At 61.9% G+C, this 26,573-nt stretch carries 9 protein-coding genes; 4 read left to right on the forward strand and 5 right to left on the reverse strand.

The window, feature by feature from the left end; translation table 11 throughout:
• Nucleotides 1-3 precede the first annotated feature (3 nt).
• Nucleotides 4-1,395 (reverse strand): MFS transporter, encoded by a 1,392-nt coding sequence (locus AOT96_RS27310; RefSeq protein ID WP_197523615.1) that lies wholly within the window; start codon nucleotides 1,393-1,395, stop codon nucleotides 4-6.
• A 124-nt stretch (nucleotides 1,396-1,519) separates the two neighbouring features.
• Between AOT96_RS27310 and AOT96_RS27315 the strand changes: the two genes are divergently transcribed.
• Nucleotides 1,520-2,173, forward strand: a complete 654-nt coding sequence (locus tag AOT96_RS27315) for a GNAT family N-acetyltransferase (RefSeq protein WP_197523616.1) — start codon at nucleotides 1,520-1,522, stop codon at nucleotides 2,171-2,173.
• 95 nt (nucleotides 2,174-2,268) lie between these two features.
• Nucleotides 2,269-2,838: a DUF5655 domain-containing protein gene (locus tag AOT96_RS27320; protein WP_065352556.1), complete on the forward strand. Its 570-nt coding sequence runs from the start codon at nucleotides 2,269-2,271 to the stop codon at nucleotides 2,836-2,838.
• A gap of 348 nt (nucleotides 2,839-3,186) precedes the next feature.
• Here the strand turns inward: AOT96_RS27320 and AOT96_RS27325 are convergent, their stop codons facing one another.
• Nucleotides 3,187-19,398, reverse strand: a complete 16,212-nt coding sequence (locus AOT96_RS27325; protein ID WP_065352557.1) for a non-ribosomal peptide synthetase — start codon at nucleotides 19,396-19,398, stop codon at nucleotides 3,187-3,189.
• 192 nt (nucleotides 19,399-19,590) lie between these two features.
• Here AOT96_RS27325 and AOT96_RS27330 point away from each other — a divergent pair, with 192 nt between their 5' ends.
• Both AOT96_RS27330 and AOT96_RS27335 read left to right on the forward strand, forming a co-directional pair.
• The gene (locus AOT96_RS27330) at nucleotides 19,591-21,450 is read left to right on the forward strand and encodes a DUF4012 domain-containing protein (RefSeq protein ID WP_065352558.1); all 1,860 of its coding nucleotides are present in this window, start codon (nucleotides 19,591-19,593) and stop codon (nucleotides 21,448-21,450) included.
• A 182-nt stretch (nucleotides 21,451-21,632) separates the two neighbouring features.
• A complete protein-coding gene (locus tag AOT96_RS27335; RefSeq protein WP_065352559.1) occupies nucleotides 21,633-22,664 on the forward strand; it encodes an iron-siderophore ABC transporter substrate-binding protein in 1,032 nt (343 codons plus the stop codon).
• Between the two features lie 36 nt (nucleotides 22,665-22,700).
• Here the strand turns inward: AOT96_RS27335 and AOT96_RS27340 are convergent, their stop codons facing one another.
• The 3 genes from AOT96_RS27340 to AOT96_RS27350 form a co-directional block, all read right to left on the reverse strand.
• A complete protein-coding gene (locus AOT96_RS27340; RefSeq protein ID WP_065352560.1) occupies nucleotides 22,701-23,204 on the reverse strand; it encodes a GbsR/MarR family transcriptional regulator in 504 nt (167 codons plus the stop codon).
• Between the two features lie 61 nt (nucleotides 23,205-23,265).
• A complete protein-coding gene (locus tag AOT96_RS27345) occupies nucleotides 23,266-24,522 on the reverse strand; it encodes a hypothetical protein (protein ID WP_065352561.1) in 1,257 nt (418 codons plus the stop codon).
• A gap of 34 nt (nucleotides 24,523-24,556) precedes the next feature.
• The gene (locus AOT96_RS27350) at nucleotides 24,557-26,548 is read right to left on the reverse strand and encodes a glycosyltransferase family 39 protein (RefSeq protein WP_083197672.1); all 1,992 of its coding nucleotides are present in this window, start codon (nucleotides 26,546-26,548) and stop codon (nucleotides 24,557-24,559) included.
• Nucleotides 26,549-26,573: the final 25 nt, after the last annotated feature.

Below are 26,573 nucleotides of genomic sequence, written 5' to 3' on the forward strand. Positions count from 1 at the left end.
CGTTCACCTTTCGTTCTCGTGAGTGGATTCTTGTTCGGTGCGGTAATTCCGCAATACGACCAGGCTGATCGCAACCAGGATCGCCGGCACGACCGAGAAGCCGAGGGCAATTCCGGTCAGCGCCGATTCCGGTTGCACGACAGTCTCGCCCGCAGTTTTCGAGACGAAGCCGGTCACCGCGAGTACACCCAAGAACACCGCGGGTCCCAGGGCAAGGCCTGCGGTTTCCGCGGCGGTCCAGATACCACTGAGCGAACCACCGCGTTGGCGCCCACCGATTCGCGCGTCGTCCTCGATGACGTCCGGAAGCATCGCCAGCGGGAACACCTGCATGCCGGCGTAGCCGACGCCGGCAAGCGCGACGGCACCGTAGATCCACGAACCCGCGTCGACAGCCGCAAGCGTCAACAACGCCGTGGCGACGACGAACAGAACCGAAGACACCACGTAACCGCGAAGCTTTCCGTACCGATGCGAGAACCGGTACCACAGCGGCATGACGACGAGAGCTGGTCCGACGAGTGCAACGAACAGACCGGTGAGCGCACCTTCGTTGCCCATCACATAGGTCGCCAGATATTGCGCACCCGCCAACATCACGGCGGCGGCAAGAGCTTGGAGCACGAAGACGCTGACCAGCAATCGGAACGCGCGGGTACGTCGTATCGCGTCGAACCCGTCCCGGTACTGCGAGAGCAACGAGCCGACCGGCGCGTCCGCGTGAGTCACCGTGTGGCGCGCGGCTCCGCGAACTGCCCAGATCATTGCCCCGCACATCAGCGCCGACACCCCGATCGCCATGACCAGATAACCGCGTGCTCCGCCTCCGGCAGCATCGCGGAGCTCGGGTCCGCCGGCGCCGATGACCAGAATTGTCAGGGCCAACACCGCAATTCGAACCGATACCAACCGAGTGCGCTCGTGGTAATCGCCGGTCAACTCGGTCGGCAACGCGATATATGGAACCTGAAAGAGGCTGTAGGCACTCGCCGCGAGCAGGAAGAAGACGAGCACCCACATCGCCCCGACTCCTGGGCCGGCCGACACCGGGGCCGAGAACGTGAGAATGAAGAGCAACGGCAGTCCCAGAGCGCCTGCGAGCATGAGTGGCACTCGCGTACCGGTTCGATGAGAGCTTCGGTCGCTGATCGACCCGATCAGCGGATCGATCAGGACGTCGGCGATTTTCGGGACAATGACCACAAGCGACGCGAGCGCCGCGGCAACGCCGAGCGTGTCGGTCAGGTAGTACGCCAGTACCAGACCTGGCAGAACACCGAATCCACCCGTACCGACACTTCCCGCTGCGTATCCGGCCACCACACCACGCGAAAGCCTGTCGGGCGATCTACCTTCACGAAGACGTACCGGTTTGTCTGTAGTCACCGTCCACACACTAATGTCACGACTCCGTACCGCGAGGGCAAAAGAATCCCGATGACCAGAAGTCGCTCACTCGGACGGGCCTGGCATGCCAGACTGTGACCCGATTCGCACACGAAACGAAGGTCTGAAGACGATGGTTGACCCACTGCGAGAGATCTGGCCTCCGTACGGAGTCACGATCACGTGTGGGCCCATCACCTTGCTCCCTGTGCGCGACGATCATTTCCCCGAACTCACTGCGCTGGTCCGAGCCGGCATTCACCCTGCCGAACAGATGCCGTTTCTCGTCCCCTGGACGGTGGGCACTTCCGACGAAGTGTCGCGAAGACTCATCCAATACCACTGGTCGGTCCGCGGAGCGATGACCATGACCGACTGGAAATTCGAAACAGCCATTGTCGTCGACGGAGAAATCGTCGGCTGCCAGGCGTTCGCCGCGACGGACTTTCCCAAAAGTCGTACCGGTGAAACCGGCTCGTGGATCGGACGCGGGTTCCAAGGCCGGGGTGTCGGCACTCTCGCCCGACAGGCAATCTGCGCATTCGCATTCGACTCTTTGGGTGCACGAAGCGTCGTGTCGTCGGCATTCACGGACAACCCCGCCTCGATCACGGTGTCCACCAAAGTCGGGTACCGCGCAGACGGCACAGTAGAGGAGTTGGCTGCCGACGGTCGCATGACCGTGCGTCGTCTCTTCACCCTCAGCCGCGAAGATTTTGTCGCACCGCCGTATCCCGTCGAAGTGACCGGCGTGCGCGCGTTCAAGACGATGCTCGGCATCGACTGAGCGAGCTCCCCGTGCACAGTGAGAACCGAAAGAGCAGCGACAACCGAAAGAACAGTGACAACCGGAAGACCAGTGACAACCGGTAGAACAGACACATGGAACCCTCCGACATGATGGCCGCAGTCACCTCGTCCATGCGCGACCGTACCGGGCGCACCCTCGAAGAATGGGTTGAGGCCGTACGGACGTCCGGGGTCGACCCGCTCGATCAGAACGAAGTGCGCAAGTGGCTGAAAGCAGAGCACGGTGTACCGCAGAATTCGCAGTGGGCAATTGCATTCGAGACTGCCGAACAGTCCGGATGGGTGGAGCCGACCGTCGAGCAATACATCGACCAGCAGTACAGCGGCCCGAAGGCAGCACTGCGGCCGATCTTCGATGCAGCCCGACATCTGATCGACGAACTCGGAGCCGATGTTCGGGTCGAAGGCCGCAGAACCTACACACCCTTCGTTCGCGCTCGCCAATTCGCCGCCATCGCAGCGGCCACCAAGGCCCGAGTCGACCTCGGACTACGTTTTGTCGAGGCCCCCGAATCCGAACTTCTTGTGCCGGCCAAGGCTCCCGGGCAGTCGACCCACAAGATCGGGCTCACCAGCACCGCAGACGTGAACGACGAAGTCGGATCGCTGACAGCGATCGCGTATCAACAGAACGGCCGGTAGGTCGCCCACTCACCGCCACGCAAACGCACCTGCAGGCTGCACGAAAGTCCCTGTCCTCCTTGTCGGAGAACAGGGACTTTCTTCACCGCGGGGGAAGGTCGCTGCGACGTGTCAGCTCAGGCCGAAGAGCGCGCCGATGATGGTCCGAGCAGCCTCGAAGAGCGCGTCGACGGACGGAACACCGATTTCAGAGCTGATGGAAAAAAGGGAACCCAACATACGATCCTCCGGAGATAGTTTCTGAATGGCTTACTGCCACAAGGGAAATGCTACCGATTCCACTTGCGGAACTGAAGCAAGGGGACCACGGGAGTGACAATTCCGGACCAAAGTCCCGGCCCGTTAGATCTACTGCACCCCAGTATGATTGCGATCCTTCGAATCCGAATCGACACCTTCGAGATAGCCGACGAGAACTTGGGCGACCTCCGCCAACACCTCAGTGCTCGACATTTCCGAGTGGGAGCAGTCGACCAGGTACGCCCGCAACGGCCCCACCAGTTCGGACCACCTTTCGACCAGGTGACGATGTTCAGGCAGATCATGCTGCGCCACAAACAGTTCCACTGACCCGAAATAGTGCCTCGGCGTGTGGTCCCGAACGATTCGCGACAGTTTTTCCACCCGACCCACTACGGATTCGAGTACCGTATCGGAAAGGAAATCCATACCGGTCTGCCTTCGGATCTCTGTCGCAACGTCTGTGAAAGTCAGTGCTGCAGTTTCAGTTTCAACCTCGGATAGCCCGATCTGCGCGAACAGTTCGGAAGGTTTCGGAGCCGCTTGTACCGATGGCATCATCTCCGGTAACAGCGCGTCGAGCATGACAACCGAACCGACCAGATCGCCGGCCTCTTCGAGCTGGCTCGCCATCTCGAGCGCGATCGTTCCGCCGGCAGACCAACCGAGTAGATGGTATTCACCCGACGGCTGCACCGTCCGTACGGCATCGACGTACCCCGACGCCAACTCCGCCACCGTGCCTGGCAATTCACCTGCTCCCGTTGCCTGGATGCCGTACACCCGTCGACCCCTCAGCTGACCGACGAGTCCGGCGTAGCACCAGGCGATTCCGCTGACCGGATGCACACAGAACAACGGCGGCCGTTGGTCATCGGGGTCGCCGCCGAGCATGACGACCGTGTCCAGCGGATCCGAACGAAGCGAATCACCCTCGAAGGCATCGGCATGAACGAGATCCATCCGAGAGGCAAGCTCCGCCACAGTTCGGTCGGTGAAAATCCATTGAACCGGGAATTCCCTGTTCAGGCTCTCACGCAAGCGCGTAGCCACTCGAACTGCACCCATCGATGTCCCGCCGAGCTCGAAGAAGTCGTCGTAGCGGCCGACCGATTTCGCGCCGGTCACGCCCTCGAATGCCTGTGCCACGTGACGTTCGGTATCCGAGATGGGTCGATCCACACTCGACCCTGGCTGCGGTGAAGGAGCAGGAAGTGCCGCTGCGTCTATCTTCCCCGAAGCGAGCAACGGTACCTCGCCCACTATCGTCACCGACGAAGGCAGCAGGTGCTTCGGCAGCAGGCCGGAGACGAACCCGCGAAGCTCCGATTCCGTCGCCGAACCGTTTTCCGCCAACGTCACATACGAACGGAGTTCAGCGGATCCGTGCCCGTCGTCACAGACAACGGTTACCGAGAAGGCCACTGTTCCATGGCTTGACAGAGCCGCGTCGACCTCCGCCGGTTCCACGCGGACACCCCGCACCTTCACCTGCGCGTCGTTGCGACCCAGGTACTCGAGCGCTCGGTCGTGACGCCTACGACGCACGAGGTCACCCGTGCGATACATCCGGGTCCCCACCGCATGAGGATTGGCAACAAAGCGCTCGGACGTCAGAGCCGGGGAAGCGACGTACCCCCGCGCCACATTCTCACCGGCGAGGAACAGTTCTCCCGCAACGCCATCCGGAACCGGTCGGAGCCTCTGATCGAGAACAAATGCTGTCGTACCAGGGACTGGAGTGCCGACAGTGACGTCCGCGTCAGTGATCCGTGCGGAAATCGATGCCGCGATCGTTGATTCGGTCGGTCCGTATCCGTTGACGATGCGATGTCGGGGTGACCACGCCGACGCAAGGCGCGCAGAGAGCGGCTCCCCCATCGATTCGACGATCAACGGTTGCACTGCATCCGGATCGACTGTCGCCAGGACCGTCGGCGTCACGATCAGATGTGTTACGTCGGCGGCGACCAGCAGATTCGTGAGTTCTTCTCCCCCGTAGACGAAGTCGGGAGTCAGAATCAGCGTTCCACACCCTGCAGCCGCGAGAAGGATCTCGATCACCGACGCGTCGAAGGTCGACGACGCCAATTGCAGGACTCGGGGGCCACGCTCGAGCTCGGCGATCTCGGCGTGTGCGGTGCAGACGTTCATGATTCCGCGGTGTGAAACCTCCACGCCCTTGGGTCTTCCCGTGGAACCCGACGTGTAGATGACGTAGGCGAGGTTGTCGGGGTGAGCCGGCGTTGCCGATACCTCGGCAGCGCCACCAGCAGTGCGGGATTCGTCCATCGCCACCCACTCGACGCACTCGGGCAAACTCTCGGATGCACCTCCCGCTGTCAAACCGACAACCGAACCGCATTCCTCGACCATCGTCTGCCGGCGCGCTGTCGGCAGCGCCGGATCGAGCGACAGCCACGCTGCGCCTGCACGCGCTACTGCCCACAACGCAACGATCCACAGATGCCCGCGCCCGAGCGCAACGGCCACCACGTCGTCGGGTCCGATTCCTCGGACCACCAACTCGCGTGTCCAGTGCGACGACTCCTCGTGCAGGTCGCGGTAAGTCCAGCGTCTGCCGTTCTCTTCCAGCGCTACGCCGTCGGGCGCCTGACGCAGAGCGCGTTCGAAAATGTCGGCAATCGTCAGAGGTTCGACGTGGCGAGGATTCGCAGCAGTCAGCGCCGAGCGTTCGAGTCCGGACAGCAGTTCGATCTCCCCGATCACAATCTCGGGTTCCACGGTCACTGATTCGGCGATACGTCTCACCCGCTGCATGAACAGTTCCGCGGTCGACTCGCGGAACTTGTCCGTCGCATACAGCAATCGAATAGTCAGACTGTCACCGGTGTCGACCAGGTCCCACGTCAAGTCGTAACCGGTCGACGCCCCTGCATTGTCGATGTCGAAGACGGTAATGCCGTCGATCTGCGGCAACTCCAGCGCTCGCCGGTACGCCAGCATGACCGTGAACAGCGGATGCTCGTTCATCCTGCGCGGCGGATCGACCTTCGCAACGACGTCGTCGAACGAGACGTCCGCGTTCGCCATTGCTTCCAGATCGACACGGCGAACCTCGTCCAGAACAGCAGCGAAGCGATCGGTGGAGTTGATCCTCGTGCGCAATGCGACTGTACCCACCATCATTCCGGCGACGCTCAGCAGCGCCGGATCGTTCCGCAGACTCACAGCTGCTCCCACCACGACGTCGTCCGTGACGCACTCGCGAGCGAGCAGCACGGCAATCACGCTGTGGACGACCATGAATACCGTGACGCCATGCGAACGAGCCAACGCCGACAACGCGTCGTAGGTGGCGCCGTCGAGGACTTCCGTCACCATCTCCTCGGATCGTGAAGACACGGGACTCCGGGGGTTGTCGACGGGTAGAGCCAACACATCCTCGACGCCACAAAGTGCGTCCGACCAGTAGTCGAGTTGCCGGTGAGCCATGCTGAGAGAATCCTCGGGGTCACCCAAGCTCTCTCTCGCCCAGAAACTGTAGTCGCCGTAGCTGATCTCCCCCGACGAGCGATCCCAGGGAAGACCTGCCGACCTGGCCTGGAAGGCTGCCACGAAATCGGTCAGGATCGGGCCCATCGACGCTCCGTCGATCGCGATGTGGTGAACAACGATGACCAGGACCGTCAGTCCTGCAGAGTCGACTCCTGCCTTTTCGGTGATCACACGCACACGGAACGGAACATCTCGTTCGAGATCGAACGGCACAGTCGCGAATGCCGAAGCGCTCGCACGGATATCGCCGACGTGTACCGCAGTGAGATCGAATGCGACAGAGTCCATTTCAAGTTGTTGCGGACCGAATTCACCCGGAACACAGACAGTTCGCAATACGGCATGGTGATCGACGACGTCGCCGAGCGCGCTGCTCAAGACCGAACGATCGATGTCGTCTGCCAGGACCGCTGCAAACGTCAGGTTGTACGCAGTCGATTCCGGCTGAAGCTGATTGATCAGCCAGAGTCGTTGTTGCGAGGGCGCCAGCGGGGCCGGCTTGCCGGGATCACGTCGAGTCAGTTCGCGGCGTTTGCCATCGGACGCGCTCGCCGACAGCCACTGAGACATCGCTCGCGGCGACGGATTGTCGAAGACGGCGCGAACAGGCACATCTCGCGCGAAGATCGAGGCGAGTCGACCTGCCACCGCTGCCGCGGCCAACGAATCACCACCTGATTCGAACAGGTTGTGCAGAGCGCCGAAACTTCCGGACACGTGTTCCGACATGACAGCGGTGACGAGTTCCTCCGAAACCGTCACTGCTGCATCGGGCGCCTGGCTCTCGAACACATGGCGCCGCAACGCATCTGCGTCCAGTTTTCCGTTCGTCGTGAGCGGGATCGACTCCAATACGACCACGCGGCCGGGCATCAGATACGCAGGCAACATCGCGGCCAACTCGATTGTCAGCTGATCCGCCTCCACACCATCGCCGACCGCACATGCAACCGCAATGTCGTCGACGAGGACAACCGCCGCAGCCTCGACGCCCGTGCACCGACGCAGAGCTGATTCGATTTCGGCGGGCTCGACGCGGATTCCTCGCACGCTCATCTGACGGTCGGAGCGTCCGACGAATCCGAGCGTGTCATCCGTGCGGCGATGAACCAGATCACCGGTCCGATAACGGCGGTACCCACCGGGTGCTGCGATGAACGACGTGGCGGTGCCGGCAGGATCTCCGGCATAGCCCATCGCAAGCCCGGGCCCGCTGACGTACAACTCACCGATCCCGGCCCACGGCACCGGACGCAGTCGCGTATCGAGCACCTCTGCACCGATTCCGGCGAGCGGGACTCCGATGGTGACCCGATGATCCACTTCGGCGACAGTGGTGACCACCGTGCATTCCGTCGGTCCGTACGCATTGAGCATTCGCGCGCGGCGACTCCATGCACGCGCGGTGGAAGGTGAGAGCACATCGCCACCGACTGCCACCACCTCGAGCGAATCGAACCGCTCCGGAGCCATCGTGTCGAGTACGGCTGGAGTGGACAACATGTGAGTGACGCCGCGTTCTGCGACGAATTCTTCGAGTGCCCTTCCGCCGAAAGCCTCCCGAGGAGCGACCGCCAAGGTAGCCCCGGCGCCGATCGCCAACATCATCTCGAGGATTGCTGCATCGAACGTCGGTTTGTAACCGTGCAGCACAACCGAGTCCGAAGTCACGCCGTACTTGCGGACAGCATCGTCGGTCAGCAGGCCCAGTCCTCGGTGGGTGACTGCAACGCCTTTCGGTTCACCGGTCGACCCGGACGTGTGAACAACGTACGCGACTGAATCCGGATACTGCCGACCGGGAACAGGGCTGCGATCGGAGAGGACTGTGCGCAGCTGCTTCAGACGTGCCGGTGGCAGGTCGGGGTCGATCGGCACGAATGCCGCGCCCGTTTTCGAGATCGCCAACATTCGGACCAGGTACGCGATAGTCCGTACCGCCGGAATCTCGTACACGGCACCCGGTCCTGCTCCCCGAGCCACCAGTTCCCAGGCTTGGGCATCCGAGGCAGAGTCGAGTTCGGCATACGTCACCGTGCGGTGTCCGTCGTCGAGAGCAATGTTGTTCGGGAATCGCGCCGCGGTGGCGGCGAAGATCTCGGTCAGCGTGCGGGACGAATCGACCTCGGCAGCAGTCCAACTGGGCGCCGCGCCCACCGCGAGATCCGAAACGAGTACTGGCACATCCTCGGCAATCGAGGTGAGCACTCTCGACAGCTGTCGGGTAACCGCGTCGGCGCTCGAAGGATCGAAAACGCTCGCGGCATAGATGAGCGCTCCGGTCAATGAACCGTCGACAGCGGGTGCGAGCGAGACATGCATGGGGAACTTCGTTGTCGCGGTCTCGATTTCGCGAGCCTCGATCGTGAGACCGGAAACCTCCACGGCAGGGATCGCGAAGTTCTGCAGACCCAGCGCAATCTGGGGAGTTCGTCCACCGAGCAGCTCACCAACCAATTCGGCAGGAACAGAGCTGTTTTCGAACGCTGCCACATCAGCATCGAAAGCTGCACCCAACAGAAGATCGATCGGCACGTCCCCGTCGATCCGAAGGCGAAGAGGCACCGTATCCACGAACATGCCGACCACGCCGTCGAGCTGAGGCGCCCGCCGTCCGTCGACAGCTGTCGCGATCACGACATCGGGATTTCCACTCAGCTTGGCAAGCACCACCGACAACGCCGCATGAACCACCGCGAACAGCGAGACCTTCAATCGGTCGGCTCGCGCCTGCAGTGCCGAGGTGATGACGGCTGGTATCACGAAGTTCACTCGCTGCGCCACGGTATCCGGCCCGCCATCAGAGTGATCCACCGTCAGCGGAGACACAGATGTCACACCGTCGAGCGTTCGGCGCCAGAACTGCTCGACGACAGGGGAAACGTCACGTGCTGCCTCCCACGCGGCAAAATCCCCGTACTGGATCGGCAACGGAGACCATTGCGAATCCAGTCCAGCTCGTCGCTTGCCGTACGCGGTCAGCAGGTCGCCGACCACCGTTCGCATCGACACCCCGTCGACTGCGATGTGATGAAAGCTCACTGCCAGAACGTGCCTGACCGGTGACACCTGGAGCAGCATCCAGCGCACCGGCAGGTCTCTCGCTACATCGAAACCACGCGAGCCGAACTCTCGCAGCAGCACCTCGACCTCGATGCCGGCGACCAGCCGCGTTTCCATTGTCACGGAGGTCGGAGGATCCACGACCTGAACCGGTGGAGTGCCCGGATACCGGGTTCTGAGGACATCATGACGACCGACAAGATCCGTTGCTGCCTGACGCAGCGCGGCCGCGTCGAGTTCACCGTCGATCTCGATGCAGATCGGCAGGTTGTACGCGCCGCTCGCCGTGTTCCGCTGATTCAGTACCCACATCGCACGCTGGTTTCGTGACAGGGGTGCGGGCGTGGGGTCGCGGCGCGGTTCCAGTCGGACAAGATCGGTCACCGAGTCGTTCTGCTCGAGCGAATCGAGCCGGGCTGCCAACGCCGCAACTGTTGGATGCTCGAATACGGTCCTGAGCGGAACAACCAGCCCCAGAGTACTACTCAAGAGCGAGGTAACCTCCGCGGCCGACAGCGAGTTGCCCCCGAGCGAGAAGAAGTCTGCGTCGCGGTCGTCCTCATTCCCACCGAGGACGGAACCAAAAGCTCCGGCTACAACACGTTCGGTGGCGGTGGCCGGCCCCTCTGCACGGGAAGCATCCAGTGTCGGCGACGGGAGACGGGCGAAGTCGACCTTGCCGTTCCGCATCGGAAGCTCGCCCTCGATGTCGACGATGGCATGCGGAACCATGTACGTCGGAAGGACTTCTGCGGCGGCAGCGCGAAGTTGACCTGTGTCAACTCTTTCGGCACCTGAACTTCTCACGTAGGCGACCAACAGAGGACTTCCACCTTCGGCCGACCGAACCCCGACGACACAGAAGTCGACGTTCGCGACAGACTGAATGACTGCCTCGATCTCACCCGGTTCGATCCGGACACCGTTGACCTTCACCTGCACGTCGGTTCGCCCGAGATAATGCAGGCGATACGTATTTCCCTCGGATTTGGGGCTTTCCGGCTTCCACATCACCAGATCGCCCGTCCGGTACATCCGGGCGCCTGAACCGGTTGCCACGAATCGTTCCGCAGTTCGGGCCGGTTGGCCGGCGTAACCGCGAGCGAGCATTCGACCTGAGAGATACAGTTCGCCGGCGACTCCCGGCGGCACCGGTTCGAGTCGATCATCGAGCACGACGGCGTCGACCCCGGCCAGTGGATACCCGATCGATCCGTCGTGAGTGTCACCCGACAGTTGTTCGATCGACAGTGGTTCGGTAGCAAGCGAATACATCGTCGACTCGGCAGGTCCGTATCCGTTGATGACTCGGCGTCCGGCTTGCCAGCGCTTCGCCAACGCGCCGCCGAGTCGCTCGCCCCCGAACATCACCGTGGAAAGGTCCGGCAGCGAAGGATCGCCGATCGAGGCGACGACAGTAGGTGTGGCGCACAGATGAGTAATTCGCTCGCGCCTCAGTGCTGATGCGAGTCCCGAGCCGAACAGTTCTTCGTTCTTCGCCAGAACGAGCGTGGCCCCGGACGCACTCGCGATGAGCACCTCGAGCAACGTCATGTCGAATCCTGGCGCTCCGCGATGGAATACGCGAGAACCTGGCCCAGCCGAGAATCGACCGGGCAGGTCTTCGGCGATCACACCGAGCCCGCCGTTGGTCACGACCACAGCCTTGGGGGTTCCGGTCGTTCCTGACGTGAAAACTACGTAGGCCGCCAGGTTCTCGGAATATTCGCGCACCGAGTCGGTGACTTTCTCACCACCAGCGTCTTCAGCACCAGCGTCTTCACCACCAGCGTTGCGGCCGCCGATCGCTCCGGTGCCCAGTGTTTCGAGGACATCGCGTACTCGCGCCTGCGGCTGTTCCGGGTCCGTCAATGCCGGAGCTGCACCGACCTTCGCGATTGCCCACAGTTGCACGATCGACGCAATCGACCGATCTGCAGTCCAAGCAGCGACCTGGTCGACTCCAACTCCCCGGGAGCGCAACTCGTCGGCTGCGACATCCGACTGGGCATCGAGTTCCCGGTAAGTCAGTGTGTTGCCCTCACCCTCGACCGCCACAGCGTCCGGGGCGGATTCGACGCCGAAGCGCAGCATGGAGGCAAGTGTCGTACCGGAAAGTCGAGATCGATCAGGCCGGTCGACCGCGCCGTGTGCGGGGACGAGAAGAGCTCGTTCCGCACTGTCCAACAGGTCGATTTGCCCTACGGCGACATTCGGGTCGACAGACACTTGATTCAGGAAGCGCTCGAACCGGCCCGCAAAGCTCGATACCGTCAGATCATCGAATAGATCAGCGTTGTAGACGAATTCGAGACCGAGTTCGCCCCCGACCCCCTCGTCCGTGACGTTGACCTGCAGATCGAAATTTGCGTGCCTGACTTCAGGAGCAATCTGTGTGATGTCCAGCCCTGGTATCGACCACGCGGCGGTCTCAGCAGTTCGGAACGAGAGCGCCACCTGGAACAACGGATGTCGCGAACGCGATCGCGGTGGGTCGATCAGATCGACCAGCGATTCGAAGGGCATCTCTGCGTGCGCGAACGCCGCTACGTCACGCTGACGAACCTGCTCGACCAACCGGCCGAACGAGTTCGACGGATCGACTTCGGTTCGAAGAACAATCGTGCCGGCAAACATGCCGACCAGCTCGTCGAGTTCAGGTGTGACGCGTCCGGACACAACAGTGCCGACAGCTACGTCATCGCTACCGTTGTACCTCGCCAACAGCGCCGCGAGAGCGGCGTGTACAACCATGAACATGGTCGCGTTGTTCGATCGTGCGAGTGTCTGAAGGCCCGTTCGTACCGAACCTGAGATCTCCACCCGACAGCTCGACGCACGGGCGAACGTCGAACGTGGACGATCGAGGGGAAGCGTCACCTGCTCGGGAAGTCCTTCGAGAGCCTGCATCCAGTAGCTGCGTACCGTCTCGGGAATCCCCGATTCCCTTTGCCATGCACTGTAATCGGAGTATTCGAGCGCGAGCGGCGACCACTGCGGAGCGTGCTGCGCCGAGCGGGCGATGTACGCCGCAGTGAAGTCGCGGACCAACAATTCGAGCGATCGAGCGTCGGCGGCAACGTGATGGACGACGACAGCCAGGATGTGCTCGACGGGTGAAACCTGGAGAAGTGCCGCACGTACGGGCGGATCAACGGTGACATCGAAGCCCGAACCCACCAGTTCTGCTACACAATTTTCGGCGTCGCCGCCGTCGAGTGCCTCGAGCTGAAAGGCCGGAAGCGCATCCTCGGCGTCGAGCACCGTCTGAACCGGGCCGCCGCCGACAACCGGGTACACGGTCCGCAGAGTGCGATGGCGATTGATCACGTCACGAATTGCCAGTTCGGCCGCAACCACGTCCAGCTCGCCTGCCAAGCGCAGCACGATCGGGATGTTGTATCCGGCGGAGTCTGTATCCAACTGATTCAGAATCCACATTCGATGCTGGGAAGCTGACAGGTGCACTTCCGTGTTGTCCGAACGAGGCCCCAAGGACACGTCAGACGCGTGCTCCGCGCCGGTTCGCCCTACACCTATCCGCGCAGCAGCGATGTCTGCGAGCTGATCGACGGATGGGTGCTCGAACACATCGCGGACGTCGAGGTTGCAGCCCAGGGCGGAGTTCAGACGCGACGAAAGACGAGTGGCGATCAAGGAATTGGCGCCTTGATCGAAGAGGTTCCGGACCGGATCGACATGCGGAACTTCCATCAAATCGCTCAGAATGGCTGCGACTGTCTGCTCGAAGAAGTCTCGCGACTGCCGAGTCGGCTGCGTGAGAGACACCGGGGTCGGCAACGATGCTCGGTCGATTTTGCCGTTGATCGTGACCGGTAATGACGCGAGCGCCATCAAAGCCGACGGAACCATGTGCGCGGGCAGTAACGAACGAGCAGTCCGCAAGACGCCGTCGAGGTCGTGTCCGCTCCCCGGGGTGATGTAACCGACCAAAGTCGGCCCGCTGTCGAGTTCTCTCACCACTACCGCGGCCTGCTCCACCGACGTGTGAGCCAACAGCGCGGATTCGACCTCGCCCGGTTCGATGCGGTAACCGCGCAGTGCCATCTGACCGTCGGCGCGGCGAACATATTCGAGTCGGCCGGCTCGCCAACGGACCAGATCGCCGCTGCGGTACATCCGTGATCCATCGAATCCGGGTTCAGGCACGAATCGCGAAGACGTCATCGCGGGTCGACCCAAGTAGCCTTCGGCCACCTGCGGACCCGCAACATACAGTTCGCCGACAGATCCCGGAGGGACGGGCTTCAACGACGCGTCCAGTACGTAGCTGCGCAACCCTGGTAGTGGGGACCCGATCGGCGAGACAGTCTCGTCACCGGGGACAAGATCGAAACTGGTGACATGGACTGTGGTTTCGGTGATTCCGAACATGTTGACGCCCCGCACGTCCGGGTGCCGATCGAACCAAGCCTCCACGCGCCCGGCGTCGAGGCGATCACCGCCGAAAACAATCGTCCGGAGCGGAAGCAGCATTTCCTGCGTGACTTCCGCCAACGCATAGAAGGCGGCCGGGGTCTGATTGAGAACGGTCACTCGTTCCCGCACAATCAGATCCGCGAATCTTTCGGGTGAGCGCGCGACATCACCGTCCACGATCACGAGGGATCCGCCAGTGGTCAACGAGCCCCACATCTCCCAGACCGAGAAGTCGAATGCGTACGAATGAAACATCGTCCATACATCTTCGGCGTTGAAGTCGAAGATCTCTCGGGTCGAGGCGAGCAGCGCCAACACGTTGTCCTGAGACACCACTACGCCTTTGGGTGCTCCAGTTGATCCGGAAGTGTAGATCACGTAGGCGGCGGACTCCGACTGTGCAACGGGCCAGTCGGCCGTAGCGTCAGTCGTCTCGTCCACGAAGATGACAAGTTGCTCGTACCCAACGAACCGCCCAGCAGATTCGTCCGTCGACAGAATCGCTTTCGGGCCTGCATCGGCAAGTACGTAGTGGATACGAGCGTCGGGATACTGCAAGTCGATCGGTACGTACGTCGCGCCCGCGCGAACGACAGCGATGATGGCTACGACGAGGTCGACCGATCGAGGCAGGGCGACCGCCACGCGATCACCGACTCGAATTCCTCGATCGATCAAGACAGCGGCAAGGCCCTCCGAACGAACTCGCACCTCTTCATAGGTGAAACGAGTATCGCCACTCGACACCGCGATTGCATTCGGATGCCGGGCTGCGACGGCCCCGAAGAGGTCAGGCAGCGACTGCGCGACAATCGACGGCGCCGGCACCCGAGCCGACAATTCTTCGCGTTCCGCAACACTGAGAACATCGATGTCACGCAGCATGATTGACGAGTTCTCGGTAATCGAGCCACACACTCGACGAAGGCGCTCGACCCAGCTCTGCACGGTGCCTGCATCGAACAAATCGTCGGCATATCGGAAAGTGCCGCGAATACCGCTCGCGTCGCCGTCAATCGTACGATCCTCGCGCACCGTCACTTCGAGGTCGAAGCGAGGGTGCACGGGGGGTAGCGGAGTGCCGTGCACCGTCAGAGTTCCCATCGCGATCTCGGAGTCGGGCGCTACCGGATCGACAGCGAGAACAACTCGGAGGAAAGACTTCTTCTCGCCTACGGCCCCGCCGACCGCACGGTCGACCACCCAGTCGAACGGGACGTCGGCATTGGACAGGGCCGCCACATCAACCTCGCGCACCCGAGTCAAGAACTCACCGAACGTGTCTCCGCCGCGAAGGAGCGTTCGCAGCGCGACGGTCCCGACGAACATACCGACGACACCGTCGAACGAAGGATGCGTTCGTCCGGAGGTCGGGGTCCCGATGACCACATCGGACGCACCGGTGATCTTGCTCAGTGCGATCGCAAGGCAAGCGTGCAACACCATGAAGGTTGTGCAGTCGTGCGCGCGAGCGATCTCGTTCAGCGCCGCATGGATAGGTGAGGGCAACTCGAACGTCACGTCCCGAGCCGACGACGGTTGGTCCGGCCGGCGGGATCTGTCCACGGGAAGCGCAAGAGTCGGATCAACACCGGCGAGTGTGTCGGACCAGAATTCCAGCTGGCGTCCTGCCAAGCTCTGTGGATCCGCGGGATCACCGAGAATGGTTCTGTGCCAAGCGGAATAGTCGCGGTAGTCGAGAGCGGGCGAAGGCCAGATCGGCGACCGTCCGTCGGCGCGAGCGTCGTACGCCGCGACGAGGTCCGAGACGATCGTCGCGAACGAAAGGCCGTCCAGGGCGATGTGATGGGCAACCACGGTCATGCGGTGGTCGGCGTCGCTGCCCGAGGCGAGGATCAAGCGAAGAGGCGCATCGGTCGCCAGGTCGAAACCCGCCGCAACCAAATCCGCTGACGCAGCCTCGTAATCCTCGGACGCAACCTCGATCAGAGTCACCGGAGTCGCGGTCGCAACCTGGATCGGCCACGCATCGTGATTCTGGTCGAACGAGAAAACAGTACGCAAGACGAGATGGCGATCGGTCAGGTCACCTACCGCCGCCCTCATCGCCTCGATATCCAGAGCACCACTGAACGCGACCTCGAACGCAATGTTGTACGCCGACGACTGGGGATCCAGACGGTTGAGTAACCACAGGCGTTGTTGCGCCGGTGCGATTTCCACGACGAGGTCGTCCGAAATGCGTTGGGGTTCCACCATCCACTCCGCCCGCCCCGCACGGATTACCCGGGCCAGGCGCGCCGGCGTCGGGGCACCGAACACGTCCCTGACACCAACCCGTCTTCCGAGAGCGGAACTCACTCGCGCGGCAACATACACGGCGTCGAGTGAACTACCGCCCCAGGCGAACAAGTCGGAGTGCGGTCCGAGAACTCCGACGCCGAGGACCTCGGCCATCACCGAGGCAATCAATTCCTCGTCGTACTCGATCGGACGGTTGACCGCCGCGCGCTGCTCGGCCGGCGCGGACGACGCCGGTTCGGGGAGCGCTGAACGGTCAGTCTTTCCATGGCTCGTGACGGGCAATGCTGCCAAAATAGTCACCGAACTCGGCAGCATGGAACGAGGAAGTCGGGAAGCCAGATGATCGAGCACCATCGTCTGGCTCAACGGATGAGCTGCACCTTCGGCCACGGTCACATACGCCGCAAGCAACCCGGATCGCTCGACCACCGCTGCTTGCGCAACGCCGGGAGTCGACAGGAGCACAGCCTCGATCTCGCCCAGTTCGACGCGTACTCCACGGATCTTGACTTGTTGATCAGAGCGACCCAAGAACTCGAGTTGACCGGCATCGTTCCATCGCACGACATCCCCGGTGCGGTACATGCGCTCGCCGGCACCAGTGGCACCAAAGGGCGCCGCTACGAAACGCTCCGAGGTCAGCGTCGCGGAAAGATACCCGCGCGCCAGTCCTGGTCCCATCACGTACAGCTCACCCACGGCGCCGACCGGAGTCGGACGCAACCACGAATCCAACACCACAGCGGCAACGCCGTCGATCGGACGCCCGATCGGAGTATCACCGCCAGGCTCGAGTGGCTCGCTCATGAATGCCGCGACGGTCGCTTCACTGGGGCCGTACGAATTCACGATGTCGACGTGACTCGACCACGCATCCACTAGCGCTCCCGGCGGTCGCTCGCCGCCGACGTTCAGGACTCGAAGTTCCGGCAAAGCCCGAGGATCCATCGTCAACGGAACCGATGGCGTCGAGTTCAGGTGCGTGACACCTTCGAGCCGCAAATAGTCTTCGAGGTCCACTCCGCCGATCAATCCGGGAGGAACGATCACTGCGGTCGCGCCGCAGCCGTGTGCAAGCAGAATCTCGAGGATCGCCACGTCGAACGATGTGTTTGCAAGGAGCGCGACGCGGGAGGAACTATCGATGTTCAGACGCCGTGCGTGAGAACGCAGCAACGGCACAATGCCTCGGTGCGTGACCGCGACACCCTTCGGTCGCCCGGTAGAACCAGAGGTGTAGACCACGTAGGCGGTGTCGTCCAGAGACAGGTCGGCGATAGATGAACCCGCCCCCACGCGTCGATCCACCGGCCCTTCGACGGTCTCGTCGCCACTGGGATCAACGACGCACACCCAAGCCGGCACGTCCACGAGTTCGCCACCGACCACAACGGACACGTCGGCGTCGTCGAGAATGAAAGCGACACGCTCGGAGGGTGTTTGAGGATCCACGAAAAGAAGGACAGCACCAGCCCGCACTACCGCGTGGAATGCAACTACGGAATCGGTCGAGCGCTCGGTGAGGATCCCGACGACGTCGCCTCGTCCGACTCCGTTCTCCACGAGCAAGGCGCAGAGTGCATCCGCGCGAGCGCCGAGCTGGTCATAAGTGACGTCCACACCTTGCTCGCGGATCGCGACAGCACTCCCCTGCCCTGCGCCGCCTCTGATGACCGAATCGAGCGTCGCGAATCCGTCCGTCCGCGGACCCAGCGCGGGGACCAGATCCTTCACTTCATCCGTCGAGAGGATGCGGAGGTCACCGAGCGCACGGGTAGCAGAGTCGAGGAACCCCTCGAGTAGCCGAACGAACTGACGATGATGCATCGCCAGGTCACGTTCACTGTAGAGGTGCGGATTGGCTTCGAAGGAAAGGCGAACGTTCTCCCCCGCGATCGACGGATAGATGCTGAAGAACAGGTCTTCGGTGGGGCCGGATGTGAGGACGTGAAACTCGCCGACGACGTCGCCGAGCCGAATGGCTTCGTGAAACATCATGACGTTCACGGCCGGGCCCGCCGCCTCACGGGATCCGCCCTGACCTTCCTGGAAGCCCATGTCCTCGTAGCGGAATCGCTGGTGGCGTAGCGCACCGGTCATTTGAACCGAGATCTGACGCACCAGTTCTCGTGGCGACAGATCCCGTTCGAGTTGCGCACGAACAGGCACGATGTTGGACAGCATCCCACCTGAACGTCTCGACGTCGCCGTGGTGCGGCCGGACACCGGCAAGCTGAGGACTACGTCATCGGAATCAGTCATGCGACCGAGATAGGACGCGAATGCACCGACGAGGACCGCCACCTCGGAGGTAGTCCACTCGGTCGCGACATCCGAAAGCTGTTTTGCAAGACTTGGATTCAGTGTCCGCACCATCATGCGCTGCGGCATGGACGTCAGGCCGGCGCCGTCGGCGAGGCGAACCGGGCGGGGCAGGCCTTCGGACATCTCCGTCCAGTACTGCTCGTCCGATCGATACCGCGACGAGGATCGGTAATCGACGTCGAGGTCATGCAGTGCACGTACCCCGAGACCACCGAAAGGAGTCAGCGTCTTGCCATGAACCAGATGCGAATAGCGCTCGGCCACCCGAGCGGTGAGTGTCATCGCCGCATGTCCGTCGAGCACGAGGTGATGGGCGTGCGAGTACCAGTAGTAGTGCTCATCTGCCAGGTGAAGCAAGGTTGCCGAGATCAGGCGGTCAGACATCACGTCAAGTGGCCGTGAGTATTCCGCTGTCATCCACTCGTTCGCGCGCTGAACCGGGTCGCGGTCGCTGCGTAAGTCGAGGTATGCGAGATCGTCGACGATCGAATGATCGACGACCTGTGCCGGCTCGGCATCGGTAGCGACGAGGCGAACGAACGGCGACTCCAATTCATGACATGCCGTATTCGTTGCCTCGATCAGCGCGTCGACGTCAACCGGTCCGCGTAGTTCCACGTACTGAGCCACCACGAACGGAGTTGACGGACTCAATTGCTGCGCGAACCACAGCGCGAGCTGAGCCCGAGACAACGGAAAAGCACTCAACCCGTCACCTCACATTTCACCAGCCTTGTTTTTCACGAACGTTCGGTGGCTGATCACGTGAATCCATGGGAGCGAACACCACGAACGGCCGAACCGAACCCTACTGTCTCGTCTAAGTTTTCACCACTGGGCCAACACTGCTAGACATGTCGACGCAGCTTTCACGCACTCAAACGTCAGGAGCTTCAGCGGATGAACAACGACACGGTGGGACCAAAGTCCGACGACGATTCCGGGGCTGAACCGAGCGGCTCCAACACCATCTCACCGAGGGGCCCGGAGCGCGAAACCAAGGGGGCGGCCGCTTTTCTCCGAAGCCGTAGAACGGCAGTCGCGATCACCGCAACGACGCTGGTAGTGGGCGGTTTCGTGGCATGGCTCGGGTACACGGCATACGAAGCGAAAGACAACCTGGAGGCGGCTCGCGACCACGCACAGTCGGCGAAGAGCGCTCTCCTGGCCGGAGATACGGGAGTCGCAGAGTCTGCCGCGGCGGAAGCCGATCGCGAAGCATCGGCCGCATACGACAACACCCATTCACTCCCCTGGAACATCACCGCCGCAATTCCCGTCATCGGGTCGCCGTTCGAGTCGACGCGCCAGATGACCGAGGTCGTTCAGGGGCTTACGCGTGACGTTCTCGGCCCTGCCGTGACTACCGGAACTTCACTCGCACCAACGGAATTGGTGCAGCCCGGTGGGCGCTTGGCACTCGCACCGTTACGCGAAGCGGAACCGAAACTGGCCGAAACAGCTATCGCCGCGGAATTGCTGTCGTCGCAGGCACAGGAAGTTCCCGAATCGAAGTACCTGGGCCGAGTTAACGATGCCAGAGCAGAATTACAGTCGCAGACAAGCGAACTGGCTACCCTCCTGACGAACACCGCCACCGCGGCGCGCATCGCACCGGCGATGCTCGGCACCGACGGACCGCGCAACTACTTCATCGGTTTCCAGACCAATGCGGAAGCGCGAGGAACCGGCGGCCTGTTGGGTGGATACGGCATCGTCCGAGTCGACAACGGCGCCGCTCGGGTGGACACACTCTCCCCCAACTCCGAACTAACACTGGACAATCAACCGATAGACCTTGGTCCTGACTTCAACCAGCTGTACGGAAACAGTCGCCCGACCACCGATTCTCGCAACAGCAACCTCAGCTCGCACTTTCCCTACGCAGCGCAGATCTGGCAGTCCCTGTGGTCACAGGAGTCCGGGGGTGAGATGGTCGACGGTGCGATAGCGACCGATCCGATCGCCCTGAGTTACATCCTCGAAGCGGTAGGACCGATCAAGATGCCCGACGGAGAGTCGGTCACCGCCGACAACGTCGTGGAACTGACCGAGTCGACTGCGTACGCTCGCTTCCCTTCCGACAACAAGGCACGAAAGCAGTATCTGCAGACAATCGCAGCTCGTGTCGTGGAGAAGATGACCGGGAACATCAAGTCGCCGAGCGCACTGCTGGAAGCTCTGGGCAGAGGTGTCAGCGAGGGCAGAATCGCCGTGTGGAGCTCTCACCCCGACGAACAATCGGTTCTTGCCGACACCGTCCTCGGGCACACCATTCCCGATGATGCGGCTCCGTATGCCGGTGTGGTGATCAACAACCAAGCCGGCAACAAGCTCGACTACTACCTCACACGAGAAATCGACTACACAGCCCAGACGTGCACCGGCGACACCCGAAAGACAACGGTCACCGTTCGACTGACCAACAACGCGCCCGACGCCGACCTGACCGAATATGTCAGCGGGATCGTCGACAACCCCGGACGACTGCCCAATGGCACCAATGTGGCTGCAGTCACTCTGCTTGCGACAGCCGGCGCCAAACTCGATGCCGTCTCCGTGGGTGGACAGATTTCGTTTGCCGTCAACGGAACTGAACAGGGTCACCCGGCCTACATGACCAGGGCCGTCATTCCGCGAGGCCAGACGGTTGAGCTGAAGTTCGATCTGACCGAGCCCACAGCCGAGGGCGAAGCTCGCGTACCGGTCCAGCCGCTGGTCGACGACCCGAAGATTACCGTCGACGTGCCTACCTGCTGAGCTTGACCGGCAAACGTCGACGAGGCCCCTGGCATGTCGCCGTTTGTCGGGCTCGTGAACTTTCAGCAGATTTGAAACTTTGGCGAAGGCTAGCCTATGCTTCCTGACGCGCCTGGAACCGGCCGTCGGCTGCGATCCGTCGGAGTCTCACTCCTCGGCGCATCGACAACGGAAGGTTCCCCATGCGATACGCCCGTGTGCGCTCACTTCGCCGAACTGTGGCGCTGAGTGGATTGGTCATTGCCGCCCTGGCAATCGGCGGATGCAGTAACAACGACACCGCAACCGAATCGAGCAGCAGCGACTTCGAAACCGTCACCATCGAAAGTGCGCTCGGAAACGCCGTCATCACCGAAAAGCCCGAGCGAATCGTGACTCTCGGCATGGGGTCGGCGGAGACCGTAATCGCGCTCGGCACGATCCCGGTCGGCGTCGAAAAGTACGCATGGGGCAGCGACGACACCGGGTATCTGCCGTGGGTGCACGAAGCGGTCACGAAGCAAGGTGGCGAACTGCCAGAGCAGTTCACCGGCGGAACCGATCTCAACATCGAAGCGATCATCGCTCTCGAACCCGACCTGATCCTCGCCCCCTGGTCCGGCATCACTCAGCAGCAGTTCGACTCACTCAACGCGTTCGCGCCGACCGTCGCCTACGCCGAGAGCCCCTGGACCATCACGTGGGAAGACCAGATCAGCGTCATCGGCAAAGCCATGGGCGAATCCGAGAAGGCGACAGCCGAAATCGACAAGATCAAGTCGCAGTTCGCGGAATCGACTGCAGCACATCCGAACTACGCCGACGTCAGCTTCTCTTTCATCTACAACACGGGCCCAGGAACCCTCGGCGTCTTTTTCGCCGAAGAGCAGCGTGTGGCCATGGTCCGCGCACTTGGCCTGCAGGTGGATCCCGTCGTCTACACCTTGACGGAATCTGAAGGAACAGACTCGGCCGTCATCGGCCTCGAGAACGCAAACCTCCTCGACAAGTCCGACCTGCTCTTCACCTTCTACTCGGACCCGGCCAATCGGGCCGAGATCGAAGCGCAGCCCGCTTACCAGGCAATCCCCGCTGTGGCTCGGGGAACTGTCATCGCTCCGACCGAACAGCCCTTCGTCACCGGTTCCTCGATGATCAACCCTCTGACCGTGCCCTGGTCGCTCGAGCGCTACGTGCCGATGATCGACGAGGTAATCGCGAAGCTGAACAAGTGATGTAGATCAGCATCGTGCGATCGAGAAACCCGCGTCCTATTCGGACGCGGGTTTCTTGCCGTCGCGTTCAGCTTTGAATCGCATCCACTCACTGCTCAGCATGCGATTGTCGATGATCCACCCCATGTAATCGCGCATGTTGAGCACACGAATGTACGCGGGACCGTTGGGATTTGCGTACTGCAGGGCCTCGGTCGCAAGCTTGCGTTGATTCTCGAGATACACGTGCTCTGTTTCGAGGAATCCGCCCCACACGTCGGAATCCATGACGTAGTAGTGAGTCCGATCCCGAGGCTTGCGCGTGAGCTTGACGAACCCCCGGTCGATCAACCGACGAATGTAGGTGGACACCGATCCGCGACTTGCTCCGAGTGCCTTCGCCAACTCTTCGGCGCTGACCCCTGGCGACTCGCTGATCAACAGATAGCCCGCAATACGTCCTTCGATGCGGGCCCCACCGCCGGACTGCCAGTACACGGAGAACTGATCGATGAACCAGGTGGAGAAATCGTCACCGCGAGCAGGGCTGGCATCGCCCATTCGTTGAGCCTCCGACGTCTCTGGGTACGAACAATTCGCCACTATTGTGCCAGCACCACCGTCACCGAGCCGAAATCACCAGCCCTGGAGTGGTTGCGATGAACTCGAGCTGTTCGATTGTCAAAGGCGACGCCGATGTGGAGCCAGCCGATGTCACGAACTGGGTCACCACTACTGTTTCGCCGGAGGGGTGAACAACCCGGACCGTGTCATCGCCCGAGCCATCGGGATCGACCAGGCGAGTCACGGTGGTGGAGCCTGGCAACGTCAGTGTGTCACCCGGTTCCGGCACAGCGTTACCAACTGATATTTCGACATCGCTGCTGCCGTCCGCTGTCGAGGCGACGATCCGCTCGCACACTCCTCCCTGTCCGTAATCATCTGGAACCAACGAACCGAGCGGGCGCTCCAAAGTGACGCCTGCCGCGCCGAGATCCTTCCAACGTGCATCGAGCAACTGATTCAGTCGGTCGATATCCATGCGCGACGCAGGTGGACCGGCATTCACAGAATCGGTGTAGCAGGATGCCATCGGCGGCGGCGTCGAGTCTGGAACCGGCGCAGTCACCGCAAGCCCCGGCGCGGTCGCTAACGCGATCAGTTCGTCCATCGTCAAGAGCGGGGAAGCATCCGACGAAGTTCCGGTCGACGTGTCGACGCTGGCAACAACCCGGGATCCATCACCGAGATACGCGACGACTCCGCGCTCGCCCCCGACTTCCGAACCGTCTTTGTCTTCGAAATCGGCTCTGTCCTCGAAATCGGCGATGTCGAGCACTGTTCCGTTTTCGAGATGCTCCCGCCGATCCACCAGACCCTCCAAGCACGGCGGCACCGGCTGATCCCATGCACGCACCTGAACCGAGATATCCGCAGTCCGCCCGACGCGAGTCAAGGTTCCCTTCGCCGACGTAGAACCGCTGAACTCGATCGGGTCGACCCCGTCAGGAAACGAGGCACCCCGGTAATTCTGGATCGGCGCAAACTCGAGCGATTTCGATGGACTCGCAAATGCAACGTCGACATCGGAAGGCAGCGATTCGAGTAGTGCGTCGCTCATGGCGGTGGCCTTCGGTCCCGAGAACCATGGATAGTCCGGGTCGTCATAACCGGGCTCACCGGCAAAACCGTAGTTGATACGCACCGGCGGACCCGGCGATGCCACCGAATCGCAGCCGGGAATCGACGTGCCCGTGTCCTCGTTCGTCACCGCCGCGACAACAGTTCCCAAGGCGACGATCGAGACGATCACCAGCCCGTCACGCCAGGTCCATTGCTCGCGGCGACGGTTCGACTCGTGTGCGGTGCGCCCAGACATTTCTCGATCATTGCCTACGGCAACAACTACGTCACTATCCGACATACCCAGTGAGGTCGTAAACCGTGGAATTTCCCACGGTCGTCGATGCGAAATTGGCTTCGACCCATTCCTGGATGGCACTCGACGTGCTGTCCCCGCTTTGGCCCTCTCTCTGGCTTCCGCCCTGGCTACCCGCAATGTAGTAGTGAATTTTTCCGTCTGCCACGTACTGGATGAATTGATCCAATGTCGGTGCGGGATCGGAACTCCAACCGCCGATCGCCATCACCGCGGTATTGCTGGCCAACTCGTAGGTCGCTGCGCTTTGCGAACCGTTGGTCGCGGCCGACCACGTGGTGCCCGCATTGACCAGCATTGCCGTCAACTCGGAAGCACTTTCGCTGCCGCTACTCAGTTCTTGCCCGTTCGACGCCGGATTTACAGTCGCGTCAGAAGAATTCGGCGGAGCGTCACCGTTTTGCAGCTCTGGGCCCCCACCCATACCTCCTCCCCCACCCATTCCGGAATCGGACACCGCACCGGCTGGTCCGGCTGTCGGAATGGATCCGCCGTGCGCGGCTGCGGCAGTGGCAATCGCGTAAGACGCCGAACCTGCTATCCCTGCCAACGAGCCGATGATCAATCCAGCAACAGCAAGCCTTCGGAATCGATCCTTGGCTCCCACGAGAACCAGGATCGCGCCGACGACAGTGCCCGCCAACAGAATCCACTTCAGCATCGGCAGCCAGTCGGCATTGCGGTGCAACAACACCCAACTCCAGATTCCTGCGGCCAGCATCGTCGCAGCCAAGCCGCAACGTCCGATCCAACGGGCACGGACCAACCACAGAGCGTATCCACCGGTCCCGATCATCCCCGCGACGGCGGGCGCCAGCGCAACTGTGTAATAGGGGTGGATCGTGCCGGACATGTAGCTGAAGATCAGGCCGGTAACGAGAAACCAGCCACCCCAAAGGATCAACGACGCACGGACAAGATCTGTGCGCGGTTCGCGCCCACAGGCGAGTAAGCCGAACACCAACGCAATCAAAGCCGCAGGAATAAGCCAGGAAATCTGGATACCCATCTCGCTGCCGAACAGCCGTTCGAGTCCGGCACTTCCCCCGAAGCTCGAACCTGCACTGCCACCGGCCATTCCGCCACCGCCACCGGTGCTCCCGAAAAGTCGACCCAATCCGTTGTATCCCAGTACCAAGTCCATGACGCTGTTGTTGGTCGATCCGCCGATGTACGGGCGAGAATCAGCGGGCCACAGCCACACTGCCAACACCCACCACCCAGCCGATATGACAACGGACGCAGCACCGATCACCAGGTGGACCAGGCGAATCCGCAAGCGCACCTGTCCGGCGATCAAATACGCGGCACCGAATGCAGGCAACACCATCAGCCCTTGCAGCATCTTGGTGAGAAAGGCAAACCCCAGCGCTACTCCTGCGAGCGCCACCCACATCGCGGCTCGACGACCGATCGCCGTGCCCATAGCCCGAATCACGAAGTAGCCCGCAAGAGTCATGAGCAGAACCAACAGTGCATCAGGATTGTCGAACTTGAACATCAGGGCGGCAGCGGGCGTAGCTGCCAAAACAGCTCCCGCCACCAAACCCGCAGCGGGCGACGCCACTCGTTTGACGGCCGCGTATACGAGCGCTACTGATCCGACGCCCATCAATGCCTGCGGAACTAGAAGACTGGCACTCGAGAATCCGAAGATTCGCCCGGACACACCCATGACCCACAATGAAGCGGGCGGTTTGTCGACCGTGATGAAATTCGAGGTATCGAGGGACCCGAAGAACCACGCTTTCCAATTCTGGGAGCCGGCCTGCGCCGCTGCAGCGTAGAAGGTGTTGGCGTAGCCACTCGCGGTCAGATTCCACAAATACAGGACTGCCGTTGCTGCCAACAGGATCGTCAGCGCCAATCCTGTACTGCGCGTGCGGAACCACGACGGCGAGGGCTCCGCGCGATGGGCAGTTGGTGCCGGCCGCTGACGCGGGGCCGGATGCAGAACGGCGGTCATCAGGAAGTCCCTTCACGAGTTACTG

Origin of the sequence: Rhodococcus sp. 008 (assembly GCF_001682295.1) — a bacterium.
Lineage (GTDB): Bacteria > Actinomycetota > Actinomycetes > Mycobacteriales > Mycobacteriaceae > Rhodococcus_F > Rhodococcus_F qingshengii.

Coding starts and splice junctions, on each gene's coding strand:
- AOT96_RS27315 (WP_197523616.1), top strand. CDS start 1,520: ATGGTTGACCCACTGCGAGAGATCTGGCCTCCGTACGGAGTCACGATC.
- AOT96_RS27320 (WP_065352556.1), top strand. CDS start 2,269: ATGGAACCCTCCGACATGATGGCCGCAGTCACCTCGTCCATGCGCGAC.
- AOT96_RS27330 (WP_065352558.1), top strand. CDS start 19,591: ATGAACAACGACACGGTGGGACCAAAGTCCGACGACGATTCCGGGGCT.
- AOT96_RS27335 (WP_065352559.1), top strand. CDS start 21,633: ATGCGATACGCCCGTGTGCGCTCACTTCGCCGAACTGTGGCGCTGAGT.
- AOT96_RS27340 (WP_065352560.1), bottom strand. CDS start 23,204: ATGGGCGATGCCAGCCCTGCTCGCGGTGACGATTTCTCCACCTGGTTC.
- AOT96_RS27345 (WP_065352561.1), bottom strand. CDS start 24,522: ATGTCTGGGCGCACCGCACACGAGTCGAACCGTCGCCGCGAGCAATGG.
- AOT96_RS27350 (WP_083197672.1), bottom strand. CDS start 26,548: ATGACCGCCGTTCTGCATCCGGCCCCGCGTCAGCGGCCGGCACCAACT.